Here is a 16,669-nt window from a genome sequence, read left to right as displayed (position 1 = left end):
TTACCACGACGGCAAGTGGGCAGACGGTCATCGGAACGACGGTGGAAGGAGGTTCGTCGGACACGAACTGTTCGGCTGACAGGACGCATGCGATGGGTCAGGTTCCGCACTTCCCGATGTTCGTGGTCGTCACACATGCTCTGAACATTCTGTTCGTCACGCTGCTCATGCGTTCGGGCGTCGAGGTGCTCTCCTCGATGCCGAAGTTCTACTGGAACGATGGCTGTCCCCCCGGACGGGAATGGCTTCGATTGTCCCGCAAACATTTCGGAAGCGACTCCCGGCGCCCGTGGGTGTCGCTCGACGAGGAGGAGTCCTGGCATCCGGTCATCGCGCTGCCCGGCCGCAACAATCTGGGCCTGGGCCGGCACTGGCATTTCCTGACCGTCCAATTCTGGATCGTCACCGGGCTGGTCTACGTCGTAATGGTCTTCACCAGCGGCTACTGGCAGTATCTGATCCCCCGGCACTGGAGCATCTTCCCTGACTCGGTGCGCGATATCGGCACCTATCTGCATTTCCAATTGGCGCCGCAATTGTCCGGTGAGCCGTTCGACGCGGTCCAGAAACTCACCTATTTCGCGGTGATCTTCATCCTGAGCCCGGTCCAGATCGCCTCGGGTGCGGCGATGTCCCCCGCGGTGCTGGCGCGATTCCCGTGGTACGGCCGGTTGTTCGGCGGAAAACAGGGCGCGCGCAGCATTCACTTCCTGGGTATGTGCGCCCTGCTGGCATTCATCGCGATCCACGTGTTCATGGTTGCGGTGCACGGTATTCCGAGCGAATTCGCGAAGATATTCCTGGGGTCGGCCGAGGCGAACCACACTGTCGCGACCGTGGTCGGATCGTCGATCCTGCTCACGATCGTGATCATCCACATTCTCGCCACCGTGCTGAGCCTGGCATATCCACGGGGCACCCGGCGGACGCTGGGCGTCCTCGTGCACCGCTTCGAATACGCGGTGTCGAAGATGGGCCGACCACGACAGCGGTACCGCAGGCGGCAGATCTCCGAATATCATCGCGTGAACGGTTACCCTCCGACGGACGAGAGCTATCGCGAACTCGCCGCGGACGCCTTTCGCGGTTATCGCCTGCCGGTCGGCGGCCTGGTCGCTCATCCGATGACGATCTCCCTGCGGCAACTCGCCGAACTGGGCATGACCCGGCAGATCACCAATCACAACTGCATTCAAGGCTGGAACGGCATCGCCGAATGGGGTGGAGTCCCGTTGGCCGCCCTGATCGACAGGGTCCGCCCCGCCGCATCGGTGACCCACGTCGTGTTCTACGCGATGGACGACAAGGCACTCACCGAGGGCCGCGGCCGTTACGGCTATTTCTACGAGGCGATTCCGATAGCCATCGCGCGTGCGCCGCAGGCGATTCTGGCGATGGAGATGAACGGTGCGCCGCTACCGATCGAACACGGCGCCCCACTTCGGCTGCGCTTGGAGAATCAACTCGGCTACAAGATGGTCAAGTGGATCAAGGCCGTCGAATTCGTCGACGACATCACCGAAATCGGTATGGGCCAGGGCGGATACCGCGAGGACCAGCTCCACTACGTCAACGCGCCCGGAATCTGATCGGAGGCGTCACCGTGACAGGTCCGGTCGAACAAGCCGCGAATCCGACCCAGCATCTGGTGAGCCGCGCCCGCGCGGCCGTTCTTCAAGGCCGCGGCCCCGGCGCGCCGCCAGACGAGAAGGCCCACGCCCAGCACCTCAGCGACCTGCTCGGCGCGCTGCCCGCACCGGTGGAGCGCGAACTGGTGCATCTGGCGACCGAACTCGCCCGCGGCCGGCCGGACGGCAGCATTCTGGAGGCACTACGGCAGCAGGCCGACGAACTCGTCGCGCATTGGCCCGCGCCGCCGGAGGCGGTGTCCGCCAGGCTCACCCGTGCGTGGACGGACTGATCGGATGCCTTCGCCGGCTCCAATGTGGGCATGGGTGCGAGCCCGGGAGCCGAGCCCGGTACGGTCGGAGCCAGGAGGCAGGCATGGCGGACAGCAGAATGGCGAAGGCCAGACAGGAGCGGCGGCGGGCGATCGTGGCCGCGGCGGCGGGATTGTTCGCGGCTTGCGGCTACCGGGCGGCGAGCATGGACGAGATCGCGTGCCGGTCCGGGATCAGCAAACCCGTTCTGTACAAGTCGTTTTCGAGCAAGCTCGAGCTGTATCTGGCGGTCCTGCACGAGGCGGTCCAGGTGCTGGGCGAGACGTTGACCGCCGCTCTCGACCGCGCCGAAGGGATGCGCTCGGTCGTGGAAGCCACGGTGACCGCGGTATTCGACTTCGCCGACATCCACCCGCGCAGCGCCGCCCTGCTGGCCGGCGCCTCGGTGGCCGACGAGCCGTCGGCCCAGCGCATGGCGCAGCAGGCCGCGGCCATGTGCATCGACACCCTCGCGCGGGCGCTGGAGCCGTACCGGATGCCGCAGGCCGAACAGGGCTGGCTGATCACCACGGAGCTGGTCGCCATCGCCCAATCCTGTGCGCGGGACTGGGTGGCCACCGGTAAACCCCTGGCAAAACGCGATGCCGTCGCCACGACCGCGAGTTTGTGCTGGACGGGCCTGGCGGGGGTTCAGCTGGCCGAACGTCCGATCTCCGCCGAGGATCGGCGTCCGGCCTCCGAGGCGATAACGTAATCACCTCGGCGCCGATTGTGAAAGTGCCGGTAGTCGACACGGGCCGGGATGCCCCCGGCCCGCGCGCACCATCACGGATTCCCCGGAAATCTCGACGTCAGACGTCGATGGCCTGACGCTGGTCGTGCCGGGCGACCTCGATCTTGCGCGGCTTGGCCTTCTCCGCGACCGGGATCACCAGGCGCAGCACACCGTCGCGGTAATCGGCGCGGATGGCGTCGGTGTCGAGATTCTCGCCCAGGAACAGTTGCCGACTGAACACCCCACGCGTGCGTTCGGCGGCGATCATCGAACGCCCCTGATCCAGTTCCGGGCGCGAGGCCCGCACGGTGACCACATTTCGTTCGATATCCAGATCCAGCGAATCCGGGTCGATGCCGGGCAGATCGAGTTCGACGAAGAACTCCTCCCCCTCGCGCCAGGCATCCATCGGCATCGCCGCCGGGCGGGCCGGCGTGCCGAACATCTGCTGTGTCAAACGATCCAGGTCACGGAACGGATCGGTGCGCATCAACATGGTAGCCACCTCCAACTCACTCCAATCTCCATCGAGGGCGCTCAGAAAATCTCAGTGGACTGGCTAAGATTTTTTTAGCACTCTACTGAGGAGAGTGCAAGGAGTGAGCTCCACCGGGCCGCGAATCACGTAGCCGTCAGCGCGGATCCACGAAAATGTCGTACTCCAGCGGCACCTGTCCCCCGTACGGGCTCAGGTCGGTGATTCCCGCTTCGGCGAGCACGTCCACGTCGAGCACACAACGGTTCGCGTATCGGGCCGCATCGCCGAAGATCCACATCGCCGCATCCGCCATGATCTTCGGGTCGCGGGCGTGCGCGGCCGCCTCGGCCCCGTCAGGTCCTCGGTGCCGGACAGAGTAAGCACGCTGGCATTGTTGACACAGACGTCGATGCCGCCGAATCGCTCGACCGCCGTCCGCACGACCCGGTCGACATCGTCGTCCTTGCGAACATCGCCGACCACGCCGACGGCACTGCCGCCCGCCGATTCGATGTCGGCCACCGCGGAACGCAGCGTGCCGGGCAGCCGCGGGTCGGGCGTATCGGTCTTGGCCAGCAGTACGACATTGCCGCCGCGCGCCGCGAACTCCGCGGCGATCGCGTACCCGATGCCCCGGCTGCCACCGGACATGACCATCGTCCGACCATGGAAACTGTTGTCGTTCAAAGCATTCCCTCTCAATTTGGCTATGCTCGCCGTCCGGCGGTGAAGGATTCGATTCGGCCGCGCGCATCCGCGCCGCCGGCGAGCCGCGAGATCGTGACCGCCTCGTCGCCGAGATGTTCGCTCAGAGAACGGGCAGCGGCGGCACGGACCAGCCGCCGCGTCTGGCCGAGCGCGGTGGCCGACGCACCCGCCAGCGCAGCGGTCACCGCCAGCGCCTCGGAATCCAGCTCGGTGCTGGGGACGATGCTGCCCGCCAGACCCCATTCCCAGGCCGCGTTCGCGTCGATCACCCTGTTGCACAACAACATCTGCATGGCACGGCCCGTTCCCAGGTCCGGGGCAACCAGTAGCTCACACCGCAGTCCGGGCTCAGCCCGACCCCCGGATAGGCGGCGCGAAAACGCGCCGATTCGGCGCACAGGACCAGGTCGGCGGCCAGCACCAGGCCGAGCCCCGCCCCCGCCGCGGCGCCCTGCACCGCGCCGACGACCGGGATCGCCAGATTCGCCAGATCCGTCAACGCCCGGTGCATTTCGTCGGCGAGCTCGGCGATGAACGCACCGGCGTCGGACGCGGCGGCCATTGCGTCCAGATCGCCTCCGGCACAGAAGTTGTCACCTTCCGCCCGCAGCAGCACCGCCTTCACGTGCGGCGACTGCTCGATCTCGGCCACCGCGCGGGCGAGGGCCCGAGCCATCGGCTGGTCGATCGCGTTGGATCGGCGGGGCCGGTTCAACACCAGATGCGCCACCGGCCCGATGACATCGAGCAACACCGGCGCCGTCGGTGCGTCCCCAGGTGCGGTTGTCTCGTTCACAGCGTTCGATACCTCTCGGCGAACCGTCACGATGCCGGAGCGGTTCACCCGGAACGCCTGGGTCCGGCGTATTCGGCGAACGCCGCCTGACCGCGTTCGATCAACGCGGGGACCAGCGCGCCGAGACGTTCGAAGCCCTCCCCGACGGTCAGGCCGTGCTGGGTGCGGTAGTGAATACCTTCGAAGATCGCGGCGATCTTGTAGTAGGCGAACCCCAGATACCACCCGAATTCGGACAGATCGCAACCGGTTCGGGCGGCGTACCGCTCGACCAGCGTGTCGGCGGCGGGGAATCCGGGCACGTCACCGGGCACCGCGGCGACGGGGCTGTCCAATCCGCGAAAACCGTCCCACCACACCACCATCGAGGCCAGATCGGTCAGCGGGTCACCGAGGGTGGCCATTTCCCAATCGAGCACGCCCACGACGCGGGCGTCGCCGGGATCCACCACCACATTGTCGAGACGATAATCGCCGTGCACGAGCGCTGACGACCGGCCGAACGGCAGCGCGCAGGCGAGGCGCTCCCCCAGATCCACCAGATCCGGCAATTCCCGGCTGTGCGAGGCCGCGACCTGGGCGTCCCAACGACGCAACTGCCGTTCGAGATACCCCTCCGGACGCCCCAGATCGCCCAGGCCCACCGCATCCGGATCGAGCCCGTGCAGCCGGCCGAGCGTGTCGACGAGCTCCGTGGCGAGATCATCCGATTTGGCACTGATCCGGTCGAGCTGCTCACGATCGCGCAGCACCACCCCGCGCGCGAACTCCATGATGTAGAAAGGCGCGCCGATGATTTCCGGGCCCGCGATGATCAACGGTTCCGGAACGGGGACGGCGGTGGGGTGCAGCGCGCGCAACATCCGGTATTCGCGATCCATGTCGTGCGCCGTGGCGAGCACATGCCCCAGCGGTGGGCGGCGCAGCACCCACTCGGCCGTGCCGTCCGCCAGCAGATAGGTCAGATTCGACCGACCGCCGGAGAGCAGTTCTACCCGCAACGGGCCGTTGAGCAGATCGGGAATCTCGGCGCGAATGAAGTCTTCGAGCTGAGGTACAGAGATTCCGGGAATAGCCGGAGCCGACATGAACATCGTCCTGAAACCGAGCGATCGTCCGGTAGAATTGAACAGAACTGAAAGCTAGCTGACAGCTCCGGCGATGTCAACGGCGACTAGGCTCGTCCCGCCGCGAAAGGAGCTTGGATTGACCACACGAGAGCTGCCGGAACGAAATGCCGACGAGGAGCGCGAACTGCTCGGGCGGCGGCTGCGCGCGGCCCGGCAGGCGAAGGGGCTCACCATCCGGGACGTCGCTCCGGAGATCGGGGTGAGCGTCGGCACCTGGAGCGCGATCGAGAACGGACTCGCGCGAATCTCCGAGGACCGGCTCACCGGCGCGGCGCGGCTGTTCGGCGCCGACCCCGCCGAACTGCGCGGCGCGCCGCCGGACGAGAACGACCTCCGCTGGCGGGATTTTCCGCCGCTACAGCTTCCCGCCCCCATCACCGGCGCGCTGAACGCCTTCGTCGAACTCGGCTATCACGGCGCGACGATCCGCGAAATCGCCAACCGGGCAGAGCTTTCGGTCGCCGGGGTGTATCACCACTGGCCGACCAAACAGCATCTGCTCGTCGCGCTGCTGGACCTGACGATGGACGATCTGCGCGAACGCTGCCGCGCGGCGCGCGCCGAGGGCGACGGTCCGGTCGAGCGGCTCGAGCGACTCGTCGAATGCCTCGCCCTCTTCCACACTCATCGACGCGAACTCGGCTTCATCGGAGCCAGCGAGATGCGCAGTCTGGACGAGCCGCATCGAACTCGAATCGCGGCGGCACGGCGCGACGTGCAGCAGATGGTCGAGGACGAGGTCGTCGAAGGGTGCCGCCGGGGCGCGATGCGCACCCCGCTGCCGCGCGAAGCCGCCCGCGCGGTGGTGACCCTGTGCACCGCACTGCCGCAGTGGTGGTCGCCCGCCGGCGAGCTCACTCCGGACGCGGTCGCCCGGCAGTACATCGAGTTCGCCCGCGATATCGTCCGCGTTCCTCGTTGACGCCTCGGCCGGGCCGCCCTATAGTTCAGTACCGATCAATTGATCGGTCTTGTTCAGGAGGTGTTCATGACCGGGTACGAACTCCCCGCGCCCTCGCAGCGGGCGGCGGAGCTGCATGAGCGGATGGCACGATTCATGCGTGAGCGTGTGCTGCCGGCCGAAGCCGAATACCTGACGTGGCGTCGCGAGGCCGGACCGGACGACCACGTCGTGCCGCCGATCGTCGAAGAGTTGAAGCAGCATGCGAAGACCGCGGGCCTGTGGAACCTGTTCCTGCCCGCGGCTTCCGGCCTGACTCAGCTCGAGTACGCACCGATCGCGGAACTGTCCGGGTGGAGCCTGGAAATCGCGCCGGAGGCGATCAACGGACAGGCCCCCGACACCGGCAATATGGAACTGCTGCATCTGCTCGGTAGCGAGCAGCAAAAGCGAGACTGGCTCGAGCCGCTGCTCGCGGGCGATATCCGATCCGCGTTCGCCATGACCGAACCCGATGTCGCCAGCAGCGACGCGACGAATATCGCGACCCGGATCGAACGCGGCGGCGACGAGTACGTGATCAACGGACGCAAATGGTGGACCAGTGGCGCGATGGACCCGCGCTGCGCGTTCTTCATCCTGATGGGCAAGACCGACCCCACCGCACCGGTCCACCGGCAGCAGACGATGGTGCTGATACCGCGAGACACCAAGGGCGTGCAGGTGATTCGCGACTACCCCGTGATGGGTCACCACGATCAACACGGCCACGCGGAAGTCTTGTTCACCGATGTGCGCGTTCCGGTCGAGAACGTCATCGGCGAGGAGGGCGGCGGGTTCGCCGCCGCGCAGGCGCGACTCGGGCCGGGCCGCATCCACCATTGCATGCGCGCTCTCGGCGCGGCGGAACGTGCGCTCTCGTTACTCGTGGCACGCGCGAAAGAGCGTGTCGCCTTCGGTAAACCGCTGTCGGAGCAGGGCGTCGTGCGCGAGCAGATCGCCGAATCGCGCATCGAGATCGACCAGGCGAGGCTGCTGTGCCACCATACGGCCCACGTCATCGACGTCAGCGGCAACAAAGCGGCCAAGGATCTGGTCGCCATGGCGAAGGTCGCGGTTCCGCGCACCGCTCTGCGCGTCATCGATCGCGCCATCCAGGTACACGGCGGCGCCGGAGTCACCGATACGACTCCGCTCGCCGCTATGTACGCCTGGCATCGCGCGATGCGACTGTTCGATGGCCCGGACGAAGTGCACCTCCAGGCGATCGCGAAGAGTGAACTCCGGCGCGATACGACCGCCATCGGCTCGACGAGCGCCCCGCGTTCCAGGACCACCGCGTCCGGCGGTGCCTATTGAGTCATGTGGACAAAACCGTTACGACACAAGCATTTCCGTCCATTCCAGCGGCACCTCCGCCCATGGTTTCCACCATGCCCACCTCGTGCCGGCGCACCTGGCGACGCCCGGCATCGCCGCGGAGCTGCCAGACGATCTCGGCCAACTGAGCGGTTCCCGTCGCACCGAGCGGGTGACCGCGGGACAACAGGCCGCCGCTCGGATTGACCGGCTGCGGTCCCGAGCGCGCGGTATGCCCGGACACGGCCAGTTCGCCGCCCCCGCCCACCTCGGCGACGCCGAGCGCTTCGAGAGTCGTGATCTCACCGATGGTGAAGGCATCGTGCACCTCGAAGACGTTGATCTCCTCGATACTTCGGCCCGCTTCGGCCAGCGCCTGCGCTCCGGCCCGGCGCACGCAGGAGAATCCCCACACGTCGTCGTTGCGGTGGTCCCACGGACGTCCGGACACCATCGCGGACGACTCGACGAGGATGTCGCGGGACGTTCGGCGGCCCGCGCCCACGACGATCGCGCCGGAACCGTCGGTCGTGGGGCAGCACTGCAACATGGTCAGCGGGTCGGCGATCGGCCGCGACGACAGGACCGCCTCGATGCGACCGGACTACCGCTTCCCGGCCTCTACGCGTTGACGGCGGTCCGGTACATGGACGTACACGGACTGACCCGCGAGCAATTGGCGGCGGTCGCGGTGAAGAACAAGACCAACGGCCTGGACAATCCGCGGGCACACCTGCGCGCCGCGCCGCCGACCATGGAGATCAGTTTGCGGATATTGGCCATCTCGCGACTGGTCAGTCCGTAGTCGACGGTCCGTGGCGGTGTCGAGCGCATCAGGTCGATATCGCGCTCGGGCACCAGCAGGCGCAGGATCAGTTCGTCGTCGGAGATGTTGCCGCCGAACTTCTTCCGGAGTTCGGGCAGCTCCGGCTGCGGCGGCTCCCACTCGGCGTAGGTCTTCGCCTTGGGCCCGGCCATGATCTTGTCCAGGACGTTCTGGTCCAGGGGTGCGACGGGATCGCCGTAGCAGCCGTTCACGTACAGCAGGACCTCGTCCGGGACCACCGAGTACCGGTCGCCGGTCACCACGTTCAGCACGGCCTGGGTACCGACGAGCTGGGAGAACGGTGTCGCCATCACCGGATATCCGAGCTCTTTGCGGATGATCGACATCTCGTCGAGCACTTCCTCGAAACGTTCCTCCACGATCGATGCCGGCAGGAGCGTCCGGCTCCGCTGTCGCGATTGTCATGGATATCCTTTCGATCGCCCCGCTGTGTGCAGGATCACGTCTCCAGGACAGATTGCCGCGCAACGGTTTCGGCGGCACCGTGGCTACTACGTGGTCCGCTACGTGTCCCCGTGCGCCCGCTACCCGCTCGGCCGGGTCACCGGCCCCGGCGGACGAGCTACCGCGATGTCGGCACGTCGAGGCGGCCGAGGGCCTCACGCACGATGTGTTCGGCGATGGCGAGTGCGGACGTCGCGCCGGGCGAGGGGGCGTTGCGCACGTGCACGGTCCGGGCGGTGCCGCTGATGGCGAAATCGTCTTCCAGGCTGCCGTCCCGGTTCATGGCCTGGGCTCGGATCCCGCGCGGGCCGCGGTGCACATCCGAGGCGGTGATCGCGGGGACGTAGACGCGCGCCTGTGCCACGAAGGAGCGGGTGCTGAAGGCCGTGCGCGTCTCGCGTATCGCGGCCGGGACATTGTTCGCCGCGAACCGCCAGAATCCCGGAAATCCGATGGCGCTCAACGTGTCCGCGACGGAAATGCGCCCGCGGCGGTAGGTCTCGCGGCCGAGGGACAGGAACGCGTTGGGGCCGAGTACGACGGTGCCGTCCACGGTACGGGTGAGATGCACGCCCAGGAACGGGTATCTCGGATCGGGAACCGGGTAGATCAGCCCCTTCACCAGATCCGTCTTCGCGGCGTCGAGCACGAAATAGTCGCCGTAGAACGGCACGATCCGGGGATAGGCGGGCTCGCCCGAGGACACCGCCAATCGGTCGGATTGCAGTCCGGCACAAGCGATCACGAGATCGAACGACTCGGCCGAACCGTCGCTGTGCAGCAGAACCTCGCCCGGGCGCTCCTGTATCCGGCGCACTCGGCGACCGAGCCGGACGCTGCCGCCGGAGGCTTCGATCTCGGCGGCAAGGGCCCGAGCCACCGCCGGATAGTCCACGATGGCCGTCTCGGGCGAGTGCAGGGCCGCCAGGCCGCGCGCGTTCGGTTCGATGTCGGGGATTTCCGCCGCCGAGATCATCCGGACGCCCGGAACGCCGTTGGCCACCGCGCGTTCGTGGATGCCGTGCAGCCGCGCCTGCTCCTCGGCCTTCTGCGCGACGACCAGCTTCCCGCACCTGTCGTATCGGATGTCGTGCCGGCGCGCGAATTCCTCGAGCAATCCCACCCCTCGACGGCACAGCACCGCCTTGAGGCTCCCCGGCTCGTAATACAGGCCCGCGTGGACGACACCGCTGTTGTGCCCGGTCTGGTGTGCGCCCACCGCCGTCTCCTTCTCGAAAACGGTGACCTCGACGCCGGGGGCTCGCCGGGTGATCTCGCGTGCCACGGCCAGGCCGATGATGCCCCCGCCGATGATCGCTGTCGTCTTCACGGACATGACGGCTGTTCCTTTCCCCCCGCGCCGCGGGGAGTCTCCACGGTATCTTCCGGTCACACCGGACGTGTTCGCGCCCGGCGGCGTCGGCGACGCGATCGAAGTGACATGTGCGGCGGGCGCGTACGAGGATGGACCACATGTCGCACACCATGAATCCGCTGCCCCGGCAGGTCGCCGACGCCTATGTCGACGAACTCATCGCCCTCGATCCGGTGACCGGCACTTACCTTGGTGTACCGGAGAGTTCGAGCAGACTGCCCGATCTGTCACCCGCGGGTCAGGAGGCCCTGGCCGCGCTGGCGCGGCAGACCCTGGCCCGGCTCGACGAGGCCGAACGACAGCCCGGCGCGGACAGTGACGTCGAGCGCCGGTGCGGTCGTCTGCTGCGGGAGCGGCTCACCGCGGAGCTGGCCGTCCACGAGGCCGGGGAAGGCCTGCGGCACGTGGGCAATATCGCCACGCCCGCCCATTCGGTGCGCGAGGTGTTCACCGTGTCCCCGACCGAGACCGACGAAGACTGGGCGGCGATCGCCGAACGGCTGACCGCCGTGCCCGCCGCCCTGGGTGGCTACCGCGAATCCCTCGCACTCGGTCTGCGGCGCGAGTTGTACGCCGCGCCGCGCCCGACCGCCACGTTCGTCCAGCAGCTCACCGAGTGGACGGACCCGGATGGCAAGGGCCGCAGCTGGTTCGAGGACTTCGCGGCCGCGGGCCCGGAATCGCTGCGCGCGGAGCTGGACGCCGCCGCCCGCACCGCGAGCGCCGCCGTCGTCGAGTTGCGCGACTGGATCCGCGATGTGTACGCACCAGCGATCGAGGGCGCGCCGAATACGGTGGGCCGCGAACGCTACGCGCGCTGGGCGCGCTACTTCAACGGCGCGGATCTGGACCTGGACGAGGCGTATGCGTACGGCTGGTCCGAGTTCCATCGCCTGCTCGACGAGATGAAGCGCGAGGCGGAGAAGATCCTGCCCGGCGCCGAAACGCCGTGGGCCGCACTCGCGTATCTGGACGACCACGGCCGGCACATCGAGGGCGTGGACGAGGTCCGGAACTGGCTGCAAGGCTTGATGGATCAGGCCATCGACGACCTCGACGGGACGCATTTCGACCTCGCCGAGCGGGTGCGTCGCGTCGAGTCGTGCATCGCGCCGCCCGGCAGCGCCGCGGCGCCCTACTACACGCAGCCCTCGGAGGACTTCTCCCGTCCGGGCCGCACCTGGCTGCCGACCATGGGACAGAACCGCTTTCCGGTCTACGACCTCGTCTCGACCTGGTACCACGAAGGCGTTCCGGGACATCACCTCCAGCTCGGACAGTGGGTCCACGTCGCGGAGAACCTCTCCCGCTACCAGGCCACCGTCGGGGGCGTCAGCGCGAACCTCGAAGGCTGGGCGCTGTACGCCGAGCGACTCATGGACGAACTCGGCTACCTCACCGACGCCGAACAGCGCCTGGGCTACCTCGACGCCCAGATGATGCGCGCCGCGCGGGTCATCGTGGACATCGGCATGCATCTGGAACTGCGGATTCCCGCGGACTCCCCGTTCCACCCCGGCGACCGCTGGACACCCGAACTCGCCCAGGAGTTCTTCGGCGCACACAGCAGCCGCCCAGCCGATTTCGTGGAAAGCGAACTGACCCGCTACCTCACCATGCCGGGCCAGGCGATCGGCTACAAACTCGGCGAACGCGCCTGGCTCCTGGGCCGCGACAACGCCCGGGCGCGCCACGGCGACGCCTTCGACCTCAAGGCCTGGCATATGGCCGCCCTCTCCCAGGGCTCCCTGGGCCTGGACGATCTGGTGGACGAACTCTCCCGGCTCTGAGTGCGATTCGCGTTCGGCGGGCCGGCGACTACCGCGGGTGCTCGATCTGCTCGCGGAGGATGTCGCCGTGGCCGCAGTGCCGGGCGAAGTCCTCGATCAGGAACAGGTAGATGAACCGCAGGCTGACCTCGCCGAGGCCGGGATGCGTCCGGATCTCGTCGAGGTCGAAGCCGCCGGCGATCGCACGCGAGCGTTCGTTGACACGCTCGAACTCCGCGATCACATCGGCGACGGTCTCCGCATCGCCGACGACGAAGCTCGCGTCCCCCGAGGTCGTGCCGCCGTCACAGGCATCCTTGGGCACCCCCGCCAGAATGTGCTGAAACCAGATCCGCTCGGCCACGGCCGCGTGTTTGACCAATCCGATCGGCGTGGTCATCGACGCGACCAGCCGCCGCCGGGCATCCGCCTCGGACAGACCACGCAGCGTGCCGACCAGTTGCGCTCGGTTGCGATCGAGCATCCCCTCCAACAGTCGGCGCTCGCCGCCGGTGGTGAGCAGCGGTCTCGACCATGTCATGTCAGCTCGATTCTCTCGATGTCGCGGATCGGCGGGGGCGCAGCCGCATTCGGCCCGGCCGAACGGATCGTCGTCCGCGTGCACATCATCGCAGACCCGAATCCGGAGCAGGGCGCTGACCGGGGGCGATGCCGCTCGGCACGAATGTGTCGGCGCCCGGGCCTATGCTCGGTCCCGCACTCGGATGTTCGGCCGCGCGAGTTTCGGCGCGTGATTCCGAAATCGAGCTTGCAACAATGACTTTCGCCGCGTTACGCGTGCGACGAGGTGCCACCGGACATCCGTTCCGGTGTCCGGATGTGATGAGGAGGATCGGTGGGGACGGTGTCGGACGAGGTGGGTGCGTTCGCGTTTCGGATGTGGCGGCGCGCCTGGGGCGCTACGGAGTGGATACCCGCGGCACGGTTGTCGGTGCGGGTGAGCGACGGCGATCGCGTGACGCTCGCGCAGCTGTCCTGGGGCAGCCGGGACGGAGCCCGGTCCGCGCTGGGCTTCGCGCCCGATCTGGCGAGTTGCTACGGGCATCGGCGGGACGGCGCCGGCGAGGCGCAGGAGTTGCGGGGCGAACTCGACGACCGAAACGCACCGGTCCCGCCCGGTGGACGTGAGTTCGAGTTCGATACCGGGACAACGGCTCTCGACGTCGGGAGCTCGGCCGGTCGGTTGCGGATCTCGATCCACGACGGTGGCGAATCCGGACCGGAATCGGTGGAGTGGTCCAGCGCGTCGGGCGATACCTGTTCGATCGTGCTGCTGTCGCGGGATGTCGGCCACCTCGTATCCGGCGTCCGGGCCAGCGCCGAATATCGCGAGGCCGGCGAGGTGGCCGCGAATCTGCTGCACCCATCGACCGACAAATGGTTCGCCGAGCGGAGCCGGGCCCGGCTCGAGTTCCAGCTGGCCGAGCCGATCGCGGTCGATCAGTACGTTCTCACCTCCGCCGACGACGCACCCGACCGCGATCCGGCGGCGTGGACGCTGCGCGGTTCGGCGGACGGAAAGCGCTGGCGCACAATCGATATCCGTTCCGGTCAGTCGTTTCCCGGGCGCCACCGGTCCCGCAGCTACCGGATCGCGGAGCCCGGTGACTTCACGCACTATCGCCTGGACATCACCGGCAACCACGGATCGCCGCACCTGCAGTTGCAGACCGTGCAATTCCTGGTCGACGACGGTTTCAGCGGCTTTCGCCGCCCCGCCGGGCTCATGCCCGTCGCGTATCGGGGCACCGTTGTCGTCCCGGCGAGACCTGCTACACCGCCGCCCGGCGACACGGCAGCACCGCAATCCAGCACCCGGGCAGCACCATCTTCGGGCATCGCAGCAGGAGCGCCATCCGGGGGCATCGCAGCAGGAGCGCCATCCAAAGATAGGGCCGTGCGAGATCCTGGTAACGCGGCCGCGCCGTCGGCAAGCGATGCGGCGGCAGGAACGCTCGCCCGCACGGCAACTCCCTTCCGATCGCCCTCGACGCAGCCCCTCTCCCAGCGGTTGCCGCAGCAGCACGCGCCGATGCGGCCCGGCGAGCTCCGGCCTATGTCACCAGAAGCCCCGCTGCCGAACCCCATTCAGGCGGATGCGGCACGAGAGACCTCACCGGACGAGGCGTCACGACCGCAGCCGGGAGGGTCGTGGCTGCCGCTGGGCGGCAGCCTGTCGATGCAGTCCCTGACCTCGCCGTCGGGGCGATTCACGGCACTGCACTCGCCGTACGAACCGACGTTCGCGGTGCGGGACAACCTCACTCGCAACCGGGTGTGGATCAGCGATTCGCCGTCCTCGAGTCTGCTGTGTCTCGGGCCGGACGGCGATCTGGTGGCCTGGGACCACCGCGGCAATCACGTCTGGAGCACCGGCACGGCGTGGCTGGGTGTGCGGCGGCTGGAATTGCGCGACAGCGGTGAGCTCGCCCTGACCGATACGCACGGCGAGGTGATGTGGAGTTCGGGAATCCCCGACGTGCCCGCGGGCGACGCATCCCGCCCGGCGCCCCGGGGATCGATCCTGCGCCGCGGCGAAAGTCTGTACGGGCAGTCGCTGACCAGTGCCGACGGGTCGACCGTACTGTTCCACGACGGTCGCGTGGTGCGGATCATCGTGCAGGGCCGCACCTCACACTGGGATGCGTTCCCCGACACCGAGAACGTGCTGATCCTCGACGAGGACGGTTTCTTGCGCCTGCGCGACCTCAGTGGCGCTGTGCTGCAACAGATTTCCGGCCCCGGCGTGGAGCTCGTCGTCGAGCGCGGCGCGGCCGAACTGCGCGACCAGGCGGGCGAGGTCGTGTGGGCGTCGTGCCCCCGCGCGCAGCGACCCGGCCCGGTCCGTACCGCCGAGCCGGCGCCGGACGCCGCCCTCGCCGCCTGGTTCACCACGCTGATCGGCCGCGGTCACAGCGTGGCGGTGGCCCGGCACACCACCCCACGCGAGTTGCTCGGGCAGTTCGGTGTCACACCGGTGGCAGGGACCTGGACCGAGCTCCAACGACACAGGGACGCAACGCATCCGGACGGCGGGACCATCGTCGCGGCACTGGCGGTTGGCACGCACGTTCTACTGATGAGCGACGATCCGGATCTGCCCGTGGCGACCTCTGTGCCCTGGGTGGCGACCGTGCGTCAACCGGACGAAGAGTGCGGCTTCGCGGCCTTCAGCGTCCATCACAGCGGCGAACTCGTGAGCGAATTCCGAGAGTTCCCGCATCGACGCAAGGGCGGCAAGGTGCCGGAGGTCGCCGCGGCGCTGGCGGAAATCATGCACGACCAGCACCTGCACACGCTGCTGTTCCGCACGGCCGAAATCGTGCCCGGCGCAGCCGAACTGGGCGGCGAACTACTGGGCGGCGTGCTGGCGCCCCAACCCGATGAGCCCGCCCCCGATACGGGGCCGCTCCTGGCGATCGATGGATGGGAGAGTATGACCCCGCTGGTGGTCCGCACCGACTTCACCGACGACGACGCGTGGCGCCGGGTACTCGAGGAGATCCGCTCGCCGTGGCTGGACAACGATCCGGTGGATCCGCACACGATCACCGATCCCCGATTGGCGGGAGCTCCTACCGAACAGGTGCTGCGCGAGGTCTGCGCGGCACTGCCCCAGCCACAGACACCGGGGGCGATATTCATCGCCGACGACGTCACCATGCACCGGCCCGGAAACCCGCTGCTGGCCGTGACGACCGAATGGAACGGCCTCCCCTTCGAGGAGGACGAGGAGGAGTTCGTCACCCAGTTCCGGCTGCTACCCGACGCAGCGATCGAGATCAGCACGAACCTGGACCTGGCCAATATGGATTTCGAGGACTTCGCCGACGAGGGGGTGTATGAGCGCATGACGTGAGCGGAATGCGGCTGCCCACCCGCTGCGGTCGGTCTGCTGGTGGCGATTCGCGCAGCAGTCCCACATCGAAGCAGCGCCCGAGTTCGACTTGTCATCGTCGCCGAAGACGGACCCACGTAAGTGGCGATCACCGAACGCGATGCACTGGCGAATTTCGACCGCGCAGAAAACGGACGAAACCGGACGGGGAGAGGCATTGCCCAGCAATGGATCCCGGGGCCCTACTGGAAAAGAGCGGGCGCCGAAAGTGCTGGGAATCGCCCGATGCAGCAGAGCAACCATCGCAGCGACAAGAGGTCTCAGCGC

The 16,669-nt window shown here is 67.8% G+C and carries 14 protein-coding genes and 2 pseudogenes; 8 read left to right on the top strand and 8 right to left on the bottom strand.

The window, feature by feature from the left end; all coding sequences use genetic code 11:
• Positions 1-92: 92 nt before the first annotated feature.
• From NV1_RS37885 to NV1_RS37875, 3 genes are all read left to right on the top strand, one after another.
• Positions 93-1,589 carry a molybdopterin-dependent oxidoreductase gene (locus NV1_RS37885; RefSeq protein WP_067903126.1) on the top strand — a complete coding sequence of 499 codons (1,497 nt, stop codon included), beginning with the start codon at positions 93-95 and terminating at the stop codon, positions 1,587-1,589.
• 14 nt (positions 1,590-1,603) lie between these two features.
• Positions 1,604-1,921 carry a hypothetical protein gene (locus tag NV1_RS37880; protein ID WP_067903124.1) on the top strand — a complete coding sequence of 106 codons (318 nt, stop codon included), beginning with the start codon at positions 1,604-1,606 and terminating at the stop codon, positions 1,919-1,921.
• 83 nt (positions 1,922-2,004) lie between these two features.
• Entirely contained in the window at positions 2,005-2,655 is a 651-nt protein-coding gene (locus NV1_RS37875) for a TetR/AcrR family transcriptional regulator (RefSeq protein ID WP_084526486.1), read from the top strand.
• 97 nt (positions 2,656-2,752) lie between these two features.
• Here the strand turns inward: NV1_RS37875 and NV1_RS37870 are convergent, their stop codons facing one another.
• The 4 genes and pseudogenes from NV1_RS37870 to NV1_RS37855 form a co-directional block, all read right to left on the bottom strand.
• Positions 2,753-3,172 carry an Hsp20/alpha crystallin family protein gene (locus NV1_RS37870; RefSeq protein WP_067903118.1) on the bottom strand — a complete coding sequence of 140 codons (420 nt, stop codon included), beginning with the start codon at positions 3,170-3,172 and terminating at the stop codon, positions 2,753-2,755.
• Between the two features lie 136 nt (positions 3,173-3,308).
• Positions 3,309-3,841: pseudogene (locus NV1_RS37865) on the bottom strand (SDR family NAD(P)-dependent oxidoreductase).
• Positions 3,842-3,861: 20 nt separating this feature from the next.
• A pseudogene (locus NV1_RS37860) lies at positions 3,862-4,538 on the bottom strand (enoyl-CoA hydratase-related protein).
• Between the two features lie 164 nt (positions 4,539-4,702).
• Positions 4,703-5,746 (bottom strand): phosphotransferase family protein, encoded by a 1,044-nt coding sequence (locus NV1_RS37855; protein ID WP_067903194.1) that lies wholly within the window; start codon positions 5,744-5,746, stop codon positions 4,703-4,705.
• A 118-nt stretch (positions 5,747-5,864) separates the two neighbouring features.
• Here NV1_RS37855 and NV1_RS37850 point away from each other — a divergent pair, with 118 nt between their 5' ends.
• Together NV1_RS37850 and NV1_RS37845 are read left to right on the top strand one after the other, a co-directional pair.
• Complete coding sequence (locus NV1_RS37850; protein WP_245714140.1) at positions 5,865-6,710, top strand: TetR-type transcription factor C-terminal domain-containing protein; 846 nt, start codon at positions 5,865-5,867, stop codon at positions 6,708-6,710.
• A gap of 66 nt (positions 6,711-6,776) precedes the next feature.
• Positions 6,777-8,048 (top strand): acyl-CoA dehydrogenase family protein, encoded by a 1,272-nt coding sequence (locus NV1_RS37845; protein ID WP_084526483.1) that lies wholly within the window; start codon positions 6,777-6,779, stop codon positions 8,046-8,048.
• A gap of 1 nt (position 8,049) precedes the next feature.
• Here the strand turns inward: NV1_RS37845 and NV1_RS37840 are convergent, their stop codons facing one another.
• The 3 genes from NV1_RS37840 to lhgD form a co-directional block, all read right to left on the bottom strand.
• Positions 8,050-8,598 (bottom strand): thiolase family protein, encoded by a 549-nt coding sequence (locus NV1_RS37840; protein WP_245714139.1) that lies wholly within the window; start codon positions 8,596-8,598, stop codon positions 8,050-8,052.
• Between the two features lie 71 nt (positions 8,599-8,669).
• A complete protein-coding gene (locus tag NV1_RS37835) occupies positions 8,670-9,254 on the bottom strand; it encodes a hypothetical protein (RefSeq protein ID WP_067903115.1) in 585 nt (194 codons plus the stop codon).
• 203 nt (positions 9,255-9,457) lie between these two features.
• Positions 9,458-10,675 (bottom strand): L-2-hydroxyglutarate dehydrogenase, encoded by a 1,218-nt coding sequence (gene lhgD / locus NV1_RS37830; RefSeq protein WP_067903112.1) that lies wholly within the window; start codon positions 10,673-10,675, stop codon positions 9,458-9,460.
• Positions 10,676-10,812: 137 nt separating this feature from the next.
• On the opposite strand from lhgD, the gene NV1_RS37825 reads away from it, so the two are divergent.
• Positions 10,813-12,504, top strand: a complete 1,692-nt coding sequence (locus NV1_RS37825) for a DUF885 domain-containing protein (protein ID WP_067903189.1) — start codon at positions 10,813-10,815, stop codon at positions 12,502-12,504.
• A 28-nt stretch (positions 12,505-12,532) separates the two neighbouring features.
• Here the strand turns inward: NV1_RS37825 and NV1_RS37820 are convergent, their stop codons facing one another.
• Positions 12,533-13,024 carry a DinB family protein gene (locus tag NV1_RS37820; RefSeq protein ID WP_067903186.1) on the bottom strand — a complete coding sequence of 164 codons (492 nt, stop codon included), beginning with the start codon at positions 13,022-13,024 and terminating at the stop codon, positions 12,533-12,535.
• Between the two features lie 315 nt (positions 13,025-13,339).
• Here NV1_RS37820 and NV1_RS37815 point away from each other — a divergent pair, with 315 nt between their 5' ends.
• Positions 13,340-16,363 (top strand): DUF6924 domain-containing protein, encoded by a 3,024-nt coding sequence (locus tag NV1_RS37815; RefSeq protein WP_157117641.1) that lies wholly within the window; start codon positions 13,340-13,342, stop codon positions 16,361-16,363.
• A 120-nt stretch (positions 16,364-16,483) separates the two neighbouring features.
• A partial coding sequence (locus tag NV1_RS45320; RefSeq protein ID WP_218027339.1) for a hypothetical protein occupies positions 16,484-16,669 on the top strand: 186 nt, incomplete at its 3' end.

It is taken from the genome of Nocardia vaccinii NBRC 15922, assembly GCF_001613305.1.
Lineage (GTDB): Bacteria > Actinomycetota > Actinomycetes > Mycobacteriales > Mycobacteriaceae > Nocardia > Nocardia vaccinii.
The sequence above is the reverse complement of the archived record's forward strand: the minus strand, read 5'-3'. Positions and strand labels throughout refer to the sequence as shown.